The organism is Lacrimispora sp. (assembly GCF_032078915.1).
In the GTDB taxonomy this organism is placed as follows: Bacteria; Bacillota; Clostridia; order Lachnospirales; family Lachnospiraceae; genus Lacrimispora.
In genome coordinates this window covers 1-16,193 of record NZ_DAMAUN010000022.1, presented here as the reverse complement: position 1 = coordinate 16,193, position 16,193 = coordinate 1, and the positions used below count along the sequence as shown (strand labels likewise).

Annotated in this window: 17 protein-coding genes; 2 read left to right on the top strand and 15 right to left on the bottom strand. The window is 44.2% G+C overall.

All coding sequences use genetic code 11. From position 1 onward, the window contains the following. The first annotated feature begins 296 nt into the window (after positions 1-296). Positions 297-959 carry a hypothetical protein gene (locus tag RT269_RS10965; protein ID WP_313182574.1) on the top strand — a complete coding sequence of 221 codons (663 nt, stop codon included), beginning with the start codon at positions 297-299 and terminating at the stop codon, positions 957-959. Between the two features lie 195 nt (positions 960-1,154). Further along, the gene (locus tag RT269_RS10960) at positions 1,155-1,562 is read left to right on the top strand and encodes an SRPBCC family protein (protein WP_331664141.1); all 408 of its coding nucleotides are present in this window, start codon (positions 1,155-1,157) and stop codon (positions 1,560-1,562) included. A 106-nt stretch (positions 1,563-1,668) separates the two neighbouring features. Here RT269_RS10960 and RT269_RS10955 read toward each other — a convergent pair whose 3' ends face one another. The 15 genes from RT269_RS10955 to RT269_RS10885 form a co-directional block, all read right to left on the bottom strand. Further along, complete coding sequence (locus RT269_RS10955; RefSeq protein ID WP_313182573.1) at positions 1,669-2,007, bottom strand: DUF3852 domain-containing protein; 339 nt, start codon at positions 2,005-2,007, stop codon at positions 1,669-1,671. A gap of 73 nt (positions 2,008-2,080) precedes the next feature. Next, on the bottom strand, positions 2,081-3,775 hold the full coding sequence (locus RT269_RS10950; RefSeq protein ID WP_313182653.1) for a hypothetical protein: 1,695 nt from the start codon (positions 3,773-3,775) through the stop codon (positions 2,081-2,083). 70 nt (positions 3,776-3,845) lie between these two features. Then, positions 3,846-4,400, bottom strand: a complete 555-nt coding sequence (locus RT269_RS10945) for a DUF6550 family protein (RefSeq protein WP_313182571.1) — start codon at positions 4,398-4,400, stop codon at positions 3,846-3,848. Positions 4,401-4,496: 96 nt separating this feature from the next. After that, on the bottom strand, positions 4,497-4,925 hold the full coding sequence (locus RT269_RS10940) for a hypothetical protein (protein WP_331664139.1): 429 nt from the start codon (positions 4,923-4,925) through the stop codon (positions 4,497-4,499). 119 nt (positions 4,926-5,044) lie between these two features. Then, on the bottom strand, positions 5,045-5,440 hold the full coding sequence (locus tag RT269_RS10935; protein ID WP_313182651.1) for a DUF4320 family protein: 396 nt from the start codon (positions 5,438-5,440) through the stop codon (positions 5,045-5,047). Positions 5,441-5,572: 132 nt separating this feature from the next. After that, positions 5,573-6,445, bottom strand: coding sequence for a secretion protein F (locus RT269_RS10930; RefSeq protein ID WP_331664137.1), 873 nt, complete (start codon positions 6,443-6,445; stop codon positions 5,573-5,575). A gap of 4 nt (positions 6,446-6,449) precedes the next feature. Then, entirely contained in the window at positions 6,450-7,379 is a 930-nt protein-coding gene (locus RT269_RS10925) for a type II secretion system F family protein (RefSeq protein WP_313182568.1), read from the bottom strand. After that, entirely contained in the window at positions 7,376-8,776 is a 1,401-nt protein-coding gene (locus RT269_RS10920) for a type II/IV secretion system ATPase subunit (RefSeq protein ID WP_313182567.1), read from the bottom strand. Before RT269_RS10920 ends, RT269_RS10925 begins: the two co-directional genes overlap by 4 nt. After that, positions 8,773-9,585 (bottom strand): AAA family ATPase, encoded by an 813-nt coding sequence (locus tag RT269_RS10915; protein ID WP_313182566.1) that lies wholly within the window; start codon positions 9,583-9,585, stop codon positions 8,773-8,775. The genes RT269_RS10920 and RT269_RS10915 overlap by 4 nt, the downstream gene beginning before the upstream one ends. Continuing rightward, positions 9,582-10,463 carry a Flp pilus assembly protein CpaB gene (cpaB, locus tag RT269_RS10910; protein ID WP_313182564.1) on the bottom strand — a complete coding sequence of 294 codons (882 nt, stop codon included), beginning with the start codon at positions 10,461-10,463 and terminating at the stop codon, positions 9,582-9,584. The genes RT269_RS10915 and cpaB overlap by 4 nt, the downstream gene beginning before the upstream one ends. 11 nt (positions 10,464-10,474) lie before the next feature. Next, positions 10,475-10,900 (bottom strand): A24 family peptidase, encoded by a 426-nt coding sequence (locus RT269_RS10905; protein ID WP_313182563.1) that lies wholly within the window; start codon positions 10,898-10,900, stop codon positions 10,475-10,477. Next, complete coding sequence (locus tag RT269_RS10900) at positions 10,890-11,180, bottom strand: DUF6133 family protein (protein ID WP_313182561.1); 291 nt, start codon at positions 11,178-11,180, stop codon at positions 10,890-10,892. Before RT269_RS10900 ends, RT269_RS10905 begins: the two co-directional genes overlap by 11 nt. A gap of 53 nt (positions 11,181-11,233) precedes the next feature. Next, positions 11,234-11,599, bottom strand: a complete 366-nt coding sequence (locus RT269_RS10895; protein WP_313182559.1) for a SpoVG family protein — start codon at positions 11,597-11,599, stop codon at positions 11,234-11,236. A gap of 57 nt (positions 11,600-11,656) precedes the next feature. Then, positions 11,657-12,217, bottom strand: coding sequence for a YodL domain-containing protein (locus RT269_RS10890; RefSeq protein WP_313182558.1), 561 nt, complete (start codon positions 12,215-12,217; stop codon positions 11,657-11,659). 30 nt (positions 12,218-12,247) lie between these two features. Continuing rightward, positions 12,248-16,193, bottom strand: a 3,946-nt coding sequence (locus tag RT269_RS10885) for an S-layer homology domain-containing protein (RefSeq protein ID WP_313182556.1), incomplete at its 5' end; no start/stop codon positions are given.

Below are 16,193 nucleotides of genomic sequence, written 5' to 3'. Positions count from 1 at the left end.
CTTGACATTTTATCTTTTCTGAGCTTACATGGTATTGGCGGGGTTTCCTCGACAATAAAAAACGTCATGGCAGGCTGATGTGCTCGCAACACACCACCCCTGCGCTAAGGTGATTCGACCACCCAGCACAACCGCAAAGCGGCACCACGACAAGATTATTATACTTCATCTGTCGGTGCGGCACAAGATGAAAAAACAAGCGTGTGCATGGGAAATGGGGTGTACTTACCCCCACCTTTGCATGCGCTTTTATAATACGGGAAATTCCCGACCACTTTATGAAAGGTCGGGATACTATGAATATTTTTGAACACAAATCCAGTTTTCTGGGAAGGCAGGAGGTTGATTACTCTGGAGACTCCCTCTTGTCACTGCTAAGGCTTGCCAAGCAGATCCGGCAGAGACTTGGAACACAAGGCTATTTGCTGGACTGCTACCTCTCTCTCTTTTTCGAGGGCGTCAACACAGTACTTACTTATGAGGCCGCTAGTGATGGCTTTATGGGGTGCGGTGAATTCCAGAGCCTATGCCTTCATGTACTGGACGGCACTGAGCCAGATAGGCCACACCCTCTTTACCATCGGATATTGGAAACTTATGAAGCGCAGAGAAAAAGATTATCCTTTCAGGAAAATAACACGCAATTATATATGCTTCTGGTCTTTCTTGAAGATGAGCTGCAAGCTTATGCAACTGAATGCTTTGTAAAAGAGCAAGTAGAAATTATAGAGGATGCGATTGATTTCTTCAGACTGAAGGAGTTATATAACCAAATTTCTCAGATTGTAGGTGAGCCATTTATGGAAGAACTTAACATACGACTTAAAAAGCGGTTTCTGCTTACACCGATTGCAGTTGTGTTTGCACAAGGCTTTACCGATGAATTGCTTGACAGACTTATGTGCCGTGATCCGGAAACCAGCAGACTAATATTTCAGCTTATGATTGATGTTTTGTAAAGGTGACAAGCAAATTGAGAAGGAGACGCACAGGGAAAATTGACTCTCTGTGCTTTTCTGCTAATTCATAATGAGTTGCTTGTATCCATTTCGTCTCTATGGTAAACTCTTCTTAGATTTTCTACTCAGTAAAATATTTTTGATAAGGTAGTAATCGAAGTTTACGCATAAGAAGCGAATTTATGTAACAAGAAGGTGGAAAAGATAAAAGAATCAACTATTATAGCAAATTTTTGTAGTCCAATCGAAACCGTTTGGAACATTGTTACTGACAATACAGCGTATACTTGGCGTAGTAATGTAGTAAGAATTGAAGTGTCTGATGATGGCAATAGCTTTACTGAATTTACGAAAGATGGATTTGAAACTCAGTTTACTATTACGATTAAAAATCCATATGAACGCTATGAATTTGATATGAAAAACAAAAATATGAACGGGCATTGGATTGGGCTTTTTTCAAAAGACGGATCTGGCACTAAGATTGAATTCACAGAAGAAGTTGAAGTCACAAATCCCATTATGAATTTATTTGTAAAGTCATATCTTAGAAAGCAACAAGAAACTTATGTTATAGATTTGAGAAAATCATTGGGCGAATAAAATGAGTATTGCACGGGATTTTGAAAATAGTCCAACCAAATAAATCTTACTTATCACGAAGTTGAGCCGTTGCATCAAACCAAAGATGCAACGGCTCCTGCTTTGCCTATATGCCTAAAATGCCCCAGATATATAAAGGACAAGTTAAAGTAAAAACAAGGCAAGCAAAAAGAATAGCAGGAGCAGCAAATTCAAACTGACCATGCTTACGATAATCAAAATATGCAGTCCCAAGTTTAACAAAAAAACAGACTGCCAAAATTAAGTCAATAGCCGGAAATACAACCTTGTTAACAACAGTCTTTATTTGGCTGGACGCATCATTCCATGTGCTCTCAACGGCTCCAGCAACATCACCGCTTCCAGCAGCGAGTGCAGTCATTCCAAACAGAAAAATCAACAAGAATACTATATTAAGGATTACAAGGATACGTTTTAGCTTCATTGAAATTGCACCTCTTTCATTAATTTTAAAATAGATCACCAAGTTAACAGTGCACTCTTTTTCCTTTTGCCGATCAGGGCATTACAGGAGCGATATGCCAATCGTCCCAAAGACTTCCATGAATATACACCGAGTCAGTTAGATTCATGGATAGCATACCATCAGGGGTCCAGCAGTCAAAAAGCCATGTATACGGGGTATATCTGCCGTCTGGCATCCATATGGGAGTGAAATGCGTCCGCCGTTTATAAGTTGAAAATTTATTTTTCGGAAATTCAAATTTTGCATTATATCCAGACTGAGTCTGATCAAGCAGCCTCCAATAGTTCTGGTAATTAAATTCTGGTAAATAAGTCAAGGCCGTCTGTGCATTCGTCACAGCTGATGATTGATTGGTACTAACATGAGCAGTTGTAGCTTGATTGATTCCGTATCCACTTTTCAAATCATTGTCTGAAGCAGTTGGGTCTTTTTCATCCGGAGTGATACTCATAGAGGCCGAAAGACTTGCACTATATGAATTCCAGTCAAATTCCCACCATCCCTCATCTTCCCAATACCCATCATCATCGTCATCTCCGTCATGCCACACCCAATTCTCCTGCCACCATGGGTGCCAGATTCCCCATGACGCCGAGGTCTTCTGGGTATTATTTGGTATAGATGAGGCGGTGTATGAGTCGTTACGATCATCCGCCAGTGGATTAGGAGGGTCATTTCCTAACAGGTCTACAATATTTGCGGTAATTGTCCCCTTATTTACCACACCTCCTCCTGTCGCAGATACACGTATAATCATGGGCTGCGTAGTAGAAGGTGTTGTCCACCTTACCCAAACCAACTGACTATCCCCCTCCGGATAATACACGCCACTTACTGTATAAGTCTGACTCCCAATGGTAAATTTAACTTTTACAGGATTATCCGGATCAGCCTGCCCACCACTAACAGATACTGAGGTAATGACCTCTGTGTTGATTCTATATTCGTAATCATAGTCCGCAGCTTCTGGCGGTATATCTGTCTCTTTAAATCGAACAATCCCAAAACCCAAGGCTGTTTTTATTTCCTGATTAGTTCGAATACCTGTTTTGGGTCCACTCCATGCTGGATACCCCAAATCTTCCGCCTCCAAAAACATGGAAAGAGGTAAGTTTTGAAAAGCAGACGTTGGAAGCACAGCACGTACCGCTCCGCTTGTTAATTCATCATACATGGCTGCTTCTGTTGCCGTCATCGCCATATATAATCCCTGAAATTTAACATATATAATTGGTTCCAGCAACAGCTTATACCTTCCACCAATCAATACTTCAAAATCCATTCCTGTCTGATTTGCGATGCTTCGTATGACCTGCTCATCTGTGAAATAACTTTTTATCGCCTCAATGCTGGCTGCTCCAAGACTTTGGGAACTGATAATCTTCGGAAGTGACTGATCCGGTTTCTTACACACATATACTCCTGTATTCAAACTAAGCACCGATCCACCCGAATAAGAAAGCTTACAAACCTTTCCAAACGAATAAGAAATATTGCTTAATCTCTTATTTGTAAGATCAATGGGTGTCGTGACCGGTTTTCGACTCTCATCTTCCACCACAGTTACCCGAACCCCTTCCATTCCAGGAGTCCAACTGTTTTGTGAAGTACCCTGTCCCATACTTCCCCCACCATTGTCAATGTTTCCATCGCCGATTGCATAGGCTGTTACTGGAGATAAGGTCACCATAAGAACTATAAAAAGCAGATGAAAAATACCTCTCATACAGCTCCCTTCCACAAAAAAAGCACCACCCCTAAATCTGAGGCGATGCATTTTCTGATAATTGTTACTTTTAATCCATTGAACCAATTTTATTTCCATTTTCGTACATATCCTCAATAGTCTCTTGAGATACGCCTCCGCCATTGTCTTCTACCCAGCCAAAACCTGGAACATAAATTTCCCCTTCATGATTGTTTTCTGATTCTGATGATGATTGCGTAGGTGCAGTCGTTGATTGAACCTTATTCTCTTCCGCCTGTACCGCGGTAGTTACTTTTTCTCCGCTTGGTGTTTTAGTCGGATCTTTTTTTGCTTCTTCTAAAGGTTCAGCGGGTTTTGTTACCTCTGGCTGAATACTCTGCTCGGTACTGCTTGAATCTCCGGTATCCATATTCTGTTTCTCCGCTTCTGTGGAAGTAATCGGAGTTGTCGTTTCCTCTCCCGTGACACTCAGTGTTGAAATGGTCGGAGAATCTGTAGTTGTTATCAACGCAGCGGTAGTTGCCTCTGCTTCAACAAGTGTCTCCGTCTTAAATCTGGAAACAATAGCAATTACCAGGATGATACACATAAAACCGATTCCTGTGACAATACCCCATTTCTTTTTCCTGTCAGATAGTTTCATTCAAATCTCCCCCTCTTTCAGTATAAGTTTCTCCTTTATTCAGTAACACACATTACCACAGATACTTTCGCAAGTCTATGGTACATATGTGAGAACTTAAAATAAAGGCATATATTTAGCCATAACCTTCAGATTTATTGTCATAGGAGGAAAGAAGTTTCCTCCAAAAGATACCGGAACTTCCAACCGGATTGTCGTATCAACCAAAAGACCATTGGAATTGTCAGGAATTGCAGGAGCAAACGACATGTTATCTAAACTGACAGATAGAGCTGACAATCGGAACTCGGCTGTGCTCCCGGCATATTTCACATGATATCCTTTTTCCTGTCTTAATCCAAGCACTTGATCCAAACGACTGTAAATATCACCATAATCCAAACTTTCCTCAAAATCACCCGCAAACGGCTGATATGCTCCCGAGTAACCTTCCCTCACACCGTGATATACGTCATCATAGCTGTCATTTACAGTCGAAATCACAGCGGATTGTACTGCATCACGAACACCTTGTGCAACAATCATTAATCGGAGGCCCTCCGAAATAACACACAGAAGTAGTAAAAGGACAAGTGCTGTTGCAACGGTAAGAGGAAAAGACGAACCTTTCTTACTTTTTAGTATATCACCGACTTTAACAGTTGTCACTTCCAATACACCTCACTTTTACCAGATGACTTAGCTGCCAGAGTAATAGGAAAACTACCGAAACCTCCGAAAATCCCGATATCTGTCTGCAGGGTTAAAGTTACCGTAAACTCTTCATTCAGCTGAATTTTTCCAGTCTGGGACCATGAGATATCCGGTTTAAGACCTGTCTGTTCCGTTAATATCTGTGATCTACGGGTGGTTTCCGTCCCAACACCTCCTGCTACTTCTGCTTCACGGCAAAGCTCACTTGCATAGATGTCCAGCTTATTTTTGGAGATAAATACCGGCAGAACACTGACCCCGACTGCAATCACCAGCATAGCACACAGAACCAGTACTGCCACATCCACATATCCCTCCCCACACTGAGAACGCAGGAGTTTTAGTATAGATGTACCACCTCGTCTAAGTTTTAAAACATAGCGTCCTCCATCTCTCCCACGCTCTGAACGTGATACGCCATAGCACATGCTCCCACTATCCTCTTTCTGTCTCTTTTCATCTTTAACCATAAATCCCTCCTAAAACATGCTGCCTAAAGAATCCATAATCTGTACCGCAATGATGACCAGATAGGTTAGCAGAAAGCACATCAGCATCACAAAGGAATACACACGGATCTTCGGAGGGACTTTCTGTGCCTGGCCTTTTAAACGCTGAAGTTCCAGCGCCTTGAAGTCATGAGCCAGCATTTGAAAATATACAGCACTATCGTCTCCTCTTAGGACGCCAATGAGTCCTCTGACTACATCGGATAACATGGGTGAATTAAATCTTGCCTCAAATCGAGTCAGTGCTGCCTCATAGCTGGAGGAACGCATATCGGCCGTCAATATATCCAGCTCCTGAGCAAAAGCAGAGCTGGCGTTCTTCTTGTATGTTTCCAACATCGCCAGTACATCACGACTGGCTTTTAAGGTCTGCTCTATGGTTGCCACGAACCGCGGCAGTTCCCCTTCAATCTGATCCCTTTTTACCTTCAGCTGTTCGTCCGCCTTTCGGATCTCTTTGAAATATGACAGTACCGCAAGGAACACCACAATAGGAATAAGTAACGGAATCAGGATCAGACATGGAATAATTCCTGACAGAATAGCTCCGGCCTTTGTGATGGCATATGCCTCATATACTTCCGGGGTCACAGAATAACCTGCCGCTTTTAAAACATTGCTCATACGACTGTGCTTATATTTGTCCAATCGAATGTATTTTGACACCTTTACTGCACCGGACATCAACCAGGCTTCCACGGTTCCAGAAGCTCTTTTACTGCTGCTTCCTGCTCCCCGCATAGCTTTTGACGTACTCAAAGTGGGGATCTTAAAAACATCTGCCAAAAGAAAGAATAGTCCTGCCGCAAGTAAAAATCCAACAAAAAATAGTTGTCCCATCATCTCATCACCTCCTGTACTCTACGGGCTTTGTAAGCTTAATCACAAAGGCTGTTGAAATAAAGATTGCTGCTGCACATACCGACAAAACAATCTGTCCAACTGCCGTATGCATCAAAGTATAGTACCAGTCTCTGTTTAGCAGGTACATAATGGGAATATTACCGACTACAAGGAGTGCCATCATTATAAATTCTTTTCTTGGTTCGAACACCATATACTCCAGCTCCGCGTTAACGATTCGCATATCGGATAGCTTGCTTACGATAGGAGTCAGAGTCGTTTTTAAGCTCCGGTCATACTGACACGCTGCGATAGCATCACACCACTCATGGAATACTTCATTTTCAATTTGTGAGTTCATGCCATGAAGTGCCTCTACAATATCCGGATTAACCAGTTTTACCTTAGTCAAAAATCCGGCGAACACGCTTTTTACAGGAGGATTTAAGTAAGAGACGCTTTCCTCTACCGCAGTAACAATATCTTCATTCCGAAGGTATGCTGAGGTAATAATAGATAAGGCAGTTTCTAACTCATCCGCGATGTTTTTTTTGTAATGGCTGGCGGTCAGCCTTATATACCAGAATGGCAGAAACATCATACCGACAGCCAGAACCGGAACAAGAAATACATTATTCATAAGTATAGCAAGGCTGACACCGGTGGCGAAGCCTAACAGTGAGGCGGCACAGACAAGAGAAAACCATCCGCTCCGTTCTGTAATCTTTAGAATTTCCTGTATCTCTGTAATCTCCCGCCGGAAAATAGCCATCTTTTTCCGCTTGGCTGCCTCGTTGATTTCGGAACGAATGCTCTTATTCTTTCTTGTCAGAAATCCAAACAGGCTATCTGTAAATTCCATGGGAGTTAAGCCTAATAAAAAGAAAAAGCCGGCTATTAACCCGATGCAGGAGGCTAAAAGAATTGTGGTCATGCTATGTCACCTCCCAGCCCAAAAATCTGTTTTAAGGTATCCTGCGGCATCCCATTTTCAAGAAAGCGTTTCTGCAGACTTTGAGAGATACCTTGTATTGCCTGATGGCTTCCACTTATAATAAAGTTTCCATCCTCTACACGGTTTTCCGTAATTTGAAACTGAAACAGACTCCGATAGTTTCTCGTGCCATCCGGTAGGATTTCACACTCCATGATTTCCATCATACGCCGTTTTTTATTTTCAAGCTGTTTTGCAAATACCACGATAGGAAAGGCTTCTGTAACCAGATCCATGAGGGTGTTATCCGCCATATCGTATTTCCGCTTGCAAAGGGTAACCATACGGCGCCAGGTAGCTTCACAGGAATTAGAATGAATGGTGGTCAGCACCGTATGCCCGGTCCTGGCAGACTCCTGTGCGGCATATGCTTCAGGTCCACGCATCTCGCCCACACAGATAATTTCAGGATTAAAGCGCAGAGCCATATCCAGAAGAATATCCTGATCAATGTTCTGTTTTTCATTTTCACTGAACCGGGTCAGGGTATGGATTACACTGTTTGTAACTTTGCCGTCCTTTTTACGGATCAGTGCTAGTTCACGGGAACCGTTTTCAATGGTAAAAATACGTTTATTGTCTGGGATTGTGGTAAGTAGCCAACCAGCCAGTGTAGTTTTACCGGAACTGGTAGCACCAGCAACGCATACGGAAATACCATACCGCAGACATTCCGTAAGAAAATCCAGCATAGGTTCCGTGGCTGTGCCACCCCTGATAAAATCAGCTTTTTGCATACTTTGAGGATTTACGATACGAATGGAAGCGGCTACGCCTACATCCTCATCTACCACTGGGGATTTTAAAGCCGCAATTCGAATGTTTTTACTTAAATGTCCCAAGATTGCAGGGCTTGCATTATCTAAAACCATACCAGAAACATGAAGCATGCGTCGTACCACATTGACCGCGTGTGCCGGACTTTCAAACTGTTCATCTAGTTTTTTGGTTATTCCGCTGCTGTACTGCACCTCGATATCATTCCATGCATTAACATCGATTTCCTCAATTCCTGCACCAAAAACGTATTTAGTCAGGAAAGAAAACTCTGCCATCTCAGTGTAAAGGGCATCAACCAGCTGGAATTGTGACATTTCGGCAACTGCCAGACGGTAATCCTGAACATATTTGCTGATATAGCGCTTTACCTGGGACTTGACTTCTTCGCTATCTCCGTCGGTGATTAACGTTGCATACTTGCTGGAAATATAGGATTGTACCTCTTTGAGTACCTGCCGGAACTCTCTGATCGACCCTTCCGCAGAAAAAAACAGTTCCTGATTACCGTCTGTGCTTTGATTCAATAGGATATCCGTTTGTATGGGTTCTTTTCTCATACGCCGAACACCTCCTTTGCGATTTCTGCTATCTCCTTCCGAAAGCCCCGGCTGTCCTTAAGCGAAAGATCTCCAAGGAGGTTCCCATCTAATCCCAGCTTCTCAAGTTCATCAGAATGTGGAAGTTTAAAGGTTACATTGCCAAGCACCTGCTCAATATGCTCGCTTGCCTGATTTGGTTTTATATCAGATGCAACCTTATACTGTTTATCCGCGTCCCATTTCTGATCCTTTAGGAGCGGGAGCTGGCTGGACAGATAACTGATGGATTTCAAATCGCAATTTACCAGCCGAAGAACCGAATCAGCCTTCAGAAGAGATACAGCGGAAAGAACATCATAGGCAATGTAACTGCTGCAATCGATAATAATATAAGGGGCAATCGCCCGCAGATGTTCAATTAATTCTGTTGCCAACTCCGTGGTATAGGGTGGGTAAGTATACATATTTTCCCCCTTCTTCATTCCTATGATGGTCAAATACTCCAACTTTTTGAGGGTAATACAATTTTGACGGATAAGCTCATCTGTAATATGAGTTGCTGCCAAAATACTTCCGAGGGAACGTTCACATTCCAGATCTGTCTGCGGACATATGCATGGCAGCATCGGTGCCGTCATGTCACATAAAAGCAACAACGCATTGCGTTTATGAGCAGCCAGATATTTGGCAAGTCGTACACTGACTGTGGTCTTTCCACTGCCAGGGCTTCCCCACACCGCTAACACCTGAACATCTGGATTTAAGTCCTCCTTAGATGGCTTCAGCTGATTCCTGAAAAAAAGACTTCCTTTCATAAAATTAATCATTTATTCCCCCCACTTTCCGGTTCTACAGCAGAATTGGCATATGTGTCCGTTTCAGAGCTGTCATTTGATGATGTATCATCAGAAGAACCATCTTCTGGCACTGTACTGTCTGCCTGAGAGGTACTATTCTGGCTTAGGGAAGGATACAAAGCCTCCAATAGTTTACTTTGAATATCTAAAAACTTATCTGTGTTTTCTTTGCTGCCCCGATAGACAAGAGAAAGATGGATATTTCCCTCCGATTCCAACTCTGCCAGGATTTTCGCCTGATCCGGCGAAGCCAGCAGGGTCACAGAAGCAGGTAACTTCTTTTCTTTTTCTGCCGATTGATTGGATTCGATGTTATTCTGATTTAGATCATAACCGGAGCTTGCAGTTACCCCAATGACCTTGATATAAGTCAGTTCTGGTGGAATCACAGTTGCCCCCTGTTTTTTATAATCTGATGCTATGACACTGACAATATCACCGGATGCCAGTTTGCCGGATAGCCCTTGTGCAAAGTTTTTGATACTGACTGATATAGCCTGTTTATCTCCATCGAGGTCATATAAGTAATTATTTTCCTCTGCCGGAGCAGCCGCCAGTTTTGAAGTGAGAATATAATCACCGGGTGACAAAGCCGTTACTGCGTACTTACCAATGGCAGAATCCATTTGCCGAACTACCTGCTCCGGTAGGTTATAGCTACCTACTTCTACCGACTGAACCATATTTTTAGTAATCTCCTCTCCGCTTCCAATCTCTTTTACCACCCGGACAATGGTTGTTTTTTGCGATATACTCTGGTTATAGAGAGGGGTGATTCCAAAACAGATAAGTAAGGCCAGCATAATACAAATAACACCAAGTACTGTGCGGTTCTTTAAAAAACGCATGAATGTTCCTCCTAACATAAAAAATAAGCTGCAAGGCAGCCAATTGAAAGAAAAGGGGCAAGAGGATATGATTTTTTTATATCCTTCCTGTGCCGTTTTAAAATCAGAGTATGGATCATATGGAATGTCAGCATCAGAATCAGTCCTAAAATCATACCGGTCATACTCTTTTGAAAACCCAATACCAGACCCACTGCAGCTGAAAATTTGATATCGCCCCCAGATAGACCACCCAGGAAAAGCGCGAGAAACAGAAACACTGCAGCGGTTAACAATCCAAACAATTTTTCCGGTGTAAAGTCCAAAAGCCCGATCAGAGCAATTCCAAGACAGATCATGTCTGGAATGATCTGTCTTTTGGCATCCCATATGGCAGCTGCAACCAGCAGCGCAACAAAAAAGCCGCCCTGCAGCAGACGCGGCCAATCACTTACCATAGTTGAACATATCTACAATGCGCTCTTTCAAAGTCGGGAGTACCGTTTCTCCAAATAGGGCATAGAGTCCCGACAACACCAACGCACCAATGACTACAGAAATTAGAATCTTAATAGCAGTATCCACAAAACCTTCCCCACGCTGGGAGCTAAGAAGCTTCCATGCGTTTGAAACAGTCAGAGTATTTTTTGATTTATCAAATAGGGATACCAGCTTACTTTCAATAGTTTCAGAAATACCTGACATTTTGTATCTTACCTTATTTAATAGATTTCTCATGACAATTTCCCTCCAAAATAATTATTTAATAACAGATGATAAAATGTTGAACCTCAAAGCCCTGCCATTTGTATGCCAGTATTCTGCTCTGGCATTTGATCCGAAGTAGGCATCTCGGCTATCCGCTGGTTTTGTTCATGATTTTGTGTTAGAACAAGATCATAAGCCTGGAAAACTGCCTGATTTAGTTGTTCCCGAAATTCTTTCGTAACCGGAAAGCAGATATCCTTGTATTCGCCGCTCCCTGCCTTATAACTTGGCATTGCAATGAACAGCCCCTTAGTACTGTCAACAATTTTTATATTGCGAATGGCAAAACAGTCATTCAGATTAACAGATGCATAGGCGCGAACATTACCGTCCGGGTGAATAGTGCCGATCTTCACGTCTATTTTCATAGGTGTTGTCTGTGAATCCATTTGAGTTCCTCCTAGTTCTAGAATAAAAATGCAGCCTTTCAACTGCAATGCTTGTAATTATAAATTCATTTGTGGTTCCTGACCTTGCTCCTGTTGCGGCTCCTGAAAAGAAATTTCTTTGAAACCACAGGTATCACAGTAGTAAAATGCACAGGCATTTTCATCGTACAACTCCAGCACATCGGACATAGAAAGGCTATGTCCCTGGTAGCCGGGTGGGTGGTCGATATTAAATTTCGTATAGAGTGCTTCCAAATCATTAGTCTCCACCTCGCCGTCATACACTACCTGATAGCTGGCAGAGTCCGGCTCCCCGAAGCGGCTTGTGAGCGTATTATAGCTAATGAATTTCATCATAATATCTACTTCGGGTGCAAGCTGCCACACGCGGCAGCGTTTGAGCAATGCTTTGTTGCCCTCCGGATCAATGGTTCCTGCCACCAGTCTCTCAAAGGTACCGGGCTTCCAGTCCACCTCCAGTCCGTTCTTTTCTGCGAGATAGGACTCCAGCTCATCGGTCTGAAACATGGGATCTATAACAGCTTTTTCCCCTGAGAGGTAGCCAGCTATGTTGCCGTAATAGAGAATACGGTTGCTTCTAATTTGAATGTTGCTCATGAAAATTCCTCCCTTCAGATGCATTCACCCTTACTGGAAGTAAAACTCTACGCTATATGTAATATTACTCTTGTTATACATACAATCGTGATTTGTGTAGTAGTAAAATTCCAACTGACTGTAGATGCCGGGTGAAAGTGAACGGCTGAAGGTAATGCCGTTGGTGGTTGTTCCGTAATCCAACTGGTCCCACTGTCCGGTGAGGATGTTGTAGCCTCGGACACATCCATAGTCATTGCCGGAATGCCCGGATACTGGCGGCACCGTAAAGGTATAGTTGGTGATGGTTGCGCCGGAAATACCCTGCTCTAAAATCACTGACTCCGGACCGGTCAGGGTCATACCGCCACCGCGGTTTGGGTCAGCTACAAAGAATACAATGGCTGCCCAGGAGGATTCGGCTCCGGTGGAATCTACTGCTTTTACCCGCACCACATTTTTGCCAAGCGGATACGCTGTGCTGGTCTCAGCAGGACGTCCCTCCCAAATGTAAGTAATGGCATCTCCATCCGGATCTGTGCTGTAAGCAGTAATGGTGACAGGAACACCAGGGGCTATACTATTTCCGTTTGGTGTACGGGTAATGACTGGAGTGCTGGGTGCAGAATTGGTCACAGTAAAGGTAATATTCGTCCAGTCGGAATATAGCCCCCATGCATCTTTGGCACGAACCCTAACGGTGTGGGTACCCACAGCATAGTAGCTATCAGCAGTGTTACCTGAGTATTCCAGCGTTACTGCATCGCCATCCGGGTCTGTTGCTGATGCAGTAATGTTTACCAACAGCTTACCGTTCCGAGCAGTTCTATAGACCGAGGCATATCCGACTGGTTTATTCGGCGCATTATTAGTAACCGCAAAGCTCTGGGAATAGCTGAAGGTTCGGCCCATGCTATCAGTAGTGCTGGCTGTCAGGGCATAGCTTCCTGTGGCATTGATAGAAATATTACCGCCGCTGTTAGATAGGTTTCCGGTATAGCTGGCGGTACCGCCTCCTTTTGTTAATGACCACGAAAGGATTCTACCGTCCAGTCCGGTAGCTGACGGCAGGGATACTTGAAAACCGGAACCAATGTGAACGTTAGATGGAACCGTAAACGGGAAACTGGCAATGGGCTTGATGGTTCCGGTATTGGAAGTAAAAGTGAATTTCCGACTGTTGGAATCAGTTACCTCTGCCACCAGCTTTACAGCTATTGTTTTGTCTGTAGAGATACGCAGATTTCCGCCATCCGCAGAAAAAGATCCATCAGCATGCTGGGTATAGGGATTTGCTGCCCCGCCATCCACTGAAAGGAGCCATGCTATACTCATATTATCCAGCTCGGAACCTGTGGCATCGACCGCTATAGAATCTCCGCTGTAGGTCAATGCTGGAATACTTATGTTCATATCAGGGATTGGGTATACAGTAAAGTTTTGGGTTCTTTCGTAGCTACGGGTGGCAGGGTCTGTCATTGTCAAAATCAGCCGATACTTACCCTTTGCAGGGAATGTAATTATACCGCCCATTTTGGTAAGGGTTCCGGAAGCGTAGACTCCATAAGGCTCCAAGCCTCCTTCGTCCTGAACAATCTTCCAGCTGGCAGTGAGGTTCTCCAGGTCCGTACCGCTAACGGTGATTGTTCCGGCTTCACCTGCATACCAAATGAGAGGTACATTTAGTGTAATCGTAGGAACTGGATAGACTGTAGTACTGGTACTGTAGGAAAATATCCGTCCCAATGCGTCCGTCATAGAAGCTGTCAGGGTATAAGTTCCCACTTCTTTAAAACGGATTTTCCCGCCATAGGCATTCAGGCTGCCCTCCAGCGCATTGGTAAGTTCCGCAGGATTTCTATCCTTTGTGATCGTCCATTCTATCGGCAGTGTGCTATTGTTACCGCGGGTGCGCAGGTCAATCGTTCGGTCGGTGTGAGTCGCTTCCGGAAGTTCGAAAGAAAGAGACAGTACCGGAAGTACTTCAATTTTTCCTCCAGTTTCATACAGGAATACACGCCCGGTTTCATCGGTGATTCTTGCAATGAGCTCATAAACTCCGGCGTGCTTAAAGCGGATGGTGCCGCCGCTATTTGTCAGCGTACCATCAAGATAAGTCGCAAGATTCTGGAATCCAAAGCTATTCTCTAACAGCCATTCCACAGTTAAGCCATCCAAATCCATGGTTTGGGGAATCACAGAAACGGGGGTATCCGTATGGGCTGTTTCTGGCAGCTGGTAGGTAATACCTGGAACCGGATAAACCTTAATGGGTGAGGTATAGCTGTAGCTGCGTCCGGCAGGGTCTGTAAAGGCGGCTTTTAGAACATAATCTCCCTTTTTCTTAAAGCGGACGGTACTGTTTTTATCGGTCAGCGTTCCTTCAATATAATCAGAAAGAGTGATGTCTTCACCGTTTCGGGTCAGTGACCACTGGATTTCAGAAGTCCCAAGATTCTGAAATGTGGCTTCTACCTGAACACTCTTGTCCGTGTGCGTAATTTCTGGAAGGTAAAAACCTACAGAGCCTACCGGGTAAATAATAATAGTTTTCGTAGCATCAAAGACTCTGCCGGTTTCATCCGTTAGCGTTCCGGTAATCCGATACACGCCCTTGTCCTTAAATCGAATCTTTCCACCCGCATTGGTCAGGGAACCTTCCAGCTCATCTTTTATTTCAGCCGATTCACCGTTTTTCATTAAGCTCCAGACCATAGGTAATCCATCTGCATTCGTTCGTGCTGCAGTAACTTCCAAGGCGGTATCGGTGTGAGACGCTTCTGGAATCGTGAATGCAATCTCCGCGACGGGATAGACTCTTGTTCTTTCCGTATGGATAAAGATGCGCCCGGTTTTATCCATGATCGTGGCAGTAAGGGTGTATGTGCCCTTGCTTTTAAAGACAAAGCTTCCTCCCTCATTAGAGAGAGTACCGTCCAGAATATCGGCTGGCTGAACCGCTTCTCCGTCCTTTTCTGCCGTCCATACAATGTCATATCCATAGAGGGCTTCCAAAGAATAATCCAGCGTAACAGATTTGTCTGTATGAGTCGTTTCAGGGAGGGCAAAAGTCAGGTCAATCGTCGGATAAATGGTTACTGTTTTAGCGAGCAGAGTTTCTTTTCCTCTGACATTTTTTGCAGCTGCGGTCAGGGTGTATTTCCCTGGCTCCCTAAACTGGAGCGTTCCTCCCTCCATACCGAGAGTGCCGATACCTGCAAGCTCCATTGGCTGTTCGGAGCCATCCGCAGCAGTTTTCGTCAATGACCAGGAAAAGCTCTCCATGTATTTCCATACCGGCATGATTTTAATTTCAGTATCGGTATGAGCGGTGACGGGAAACTCAAAGCGCACCTGCGTATCTGGATAGGAATAGGAGCCACCGCTGGAATCACCGTGGTCATCCGAATCCCGTCCGGGTTTTGGTATAGGTGTAGGCTTCTCTGGGGTAGGCGTAGGCTCCACCGGCATTGGCGTTGGCTCCACCGGAACAGGCGTAGTGGGCTCTGGGGTCGGTTTGGGCATTTCAGAGGTTGGAATAGGCAGCGGCTTTGTCTTATCAATCATTTTCTCTGCTTCGCCCTTGGTAATTGGTTTATTCGGCTTCAATTTGCCGCCATCCTCATCTCCAATAATGTCATCCTCCCTGCCGATGATGACGTAGCCCTTGTCACTATTTTTGATATCCTTGTCATCGTCATATCCACTGTGGCCTTTGGTATTCTTGGCTTCCTCATCCCTTCCGCTGATACGCACCAGCATCTTGATAATCTCTGCACGGGTAATGGGTTCATCTGGTTTAAAGCCATCTGGATAATCAGCAGGATCAATGATCCCCGCATTGATGAGTGCCTCAGTATACTTCTCCGACCAGTGACCGCGGGTATCCGGGAAGCTGGCTGTATCCTTTTTTGCATCCGCCGTATCCAGCGGAATGTCCCGTACTAAAATTGCGGCAAATTCACCGCGGGTAATGATTTCATCCTTCGGTATAAAC

Excerpts from the sequence above, each read along its gene's own strand:
- RT269_RS10925 (WP_313182568.1), bottom strand. The coding sequence starts at position 7,379 with ATGACCACAATTCTTTTAGCCTCCTGCATCGGGTTAATAGCCGGCTTT.
- RT269_RS10965 (WP_313182574.1), top strand. The coding sequence starts at position 297 with ATGAATATTTTTGAACACAAATCCAGTTTTCTGGGAAGGCAGGAGGTT.
- RT269_RS10950 (WP_313182653.1), bottom strand. The coding sequence starts at position 3,775 with ATGAGAGGTATTTTTCATCTGCTTTTTATAGTTCTTATGGTGACCTTA.
- RT269_RS10955 (WP_313182573.1), bottom strand. The coding sequence starts at position 2,007 with ATGAAGCTAAAACGTATCCTTGTAATCCTTAATATAGTATTCTTGTTG.
- RT269_RS10900 (WP_313182561.1), bottom strand. The coding sequence starts at position 11,180 with ATGAGAAATCTATTAAATAAGGTAAGATACAAAATGTCAGGTATTTCT.
- RT269_RS10905 (WP_313182563.1), bottom strand. The coding sequence starts at position 10,900 with ATGGTAAGTGATTGGCCGCGTCTGCTGCAGGGCGGCTTTTTTGTTGCG.
- RT269_RS10940 (WP_331664139.1), bottom strand. The coding sequence starts at position 4,925 with ATGATTGTTGCACAAGGTGTTCGTGATGCAGTACAATCCGCTGTGATT.
- RT269_RS10930 (WP_331664137.1), bottom strand. The coding sequence starts at position 6,445 with ATGATGGGACAACTATTTTTTGTTGGATTTTTACTTGCGGCAGGACTA.
- RT269_RS10915 (WP_313182566.1), bottom strand. The coding sequence starts at position 9,585 with ATGATTAATTTTATGAAAGGAAGTCTTTTTTTCAGGAATCAGCTGAAG.
- RT269_RS10920 (WP_313182567.1), bottom strand. The coding sequence starts at position 8,776 with ATGAGAAAAGAACCCATACAAACGGATATCCTATTGAATCAAAGCACA.
- cpaB (WP_313182564.1), bottom strand. The coding sequence starts at position 10,463 with ATGCGTTTTTTAAAGAACCGCACAGTACTTGGTGTTATTTGTATTATG.
- RT269_RS10945 (WP_313182571.1), bottom strand. The coding sequence starts at position 4,400 with ATGAAACTATCTGACAGGAAAAAGAAATGGGGTATTGTCACAGGAATC.
- RT269_RS10890 (WP_313182558.1), bottom strand. The coding sequence starts at position 12,217 with ATGAGCAACATTCAAATTAGAAGCAACCGTATTCTCTATTACGGCAAC.
- RT269_RS10895 (WP_313182559.1), bottom strand. The coding sequence starts at position 11,599 with ATGGATTCACAGACAACACCTATGAAAATAGACGTGAAGATCGGCACT.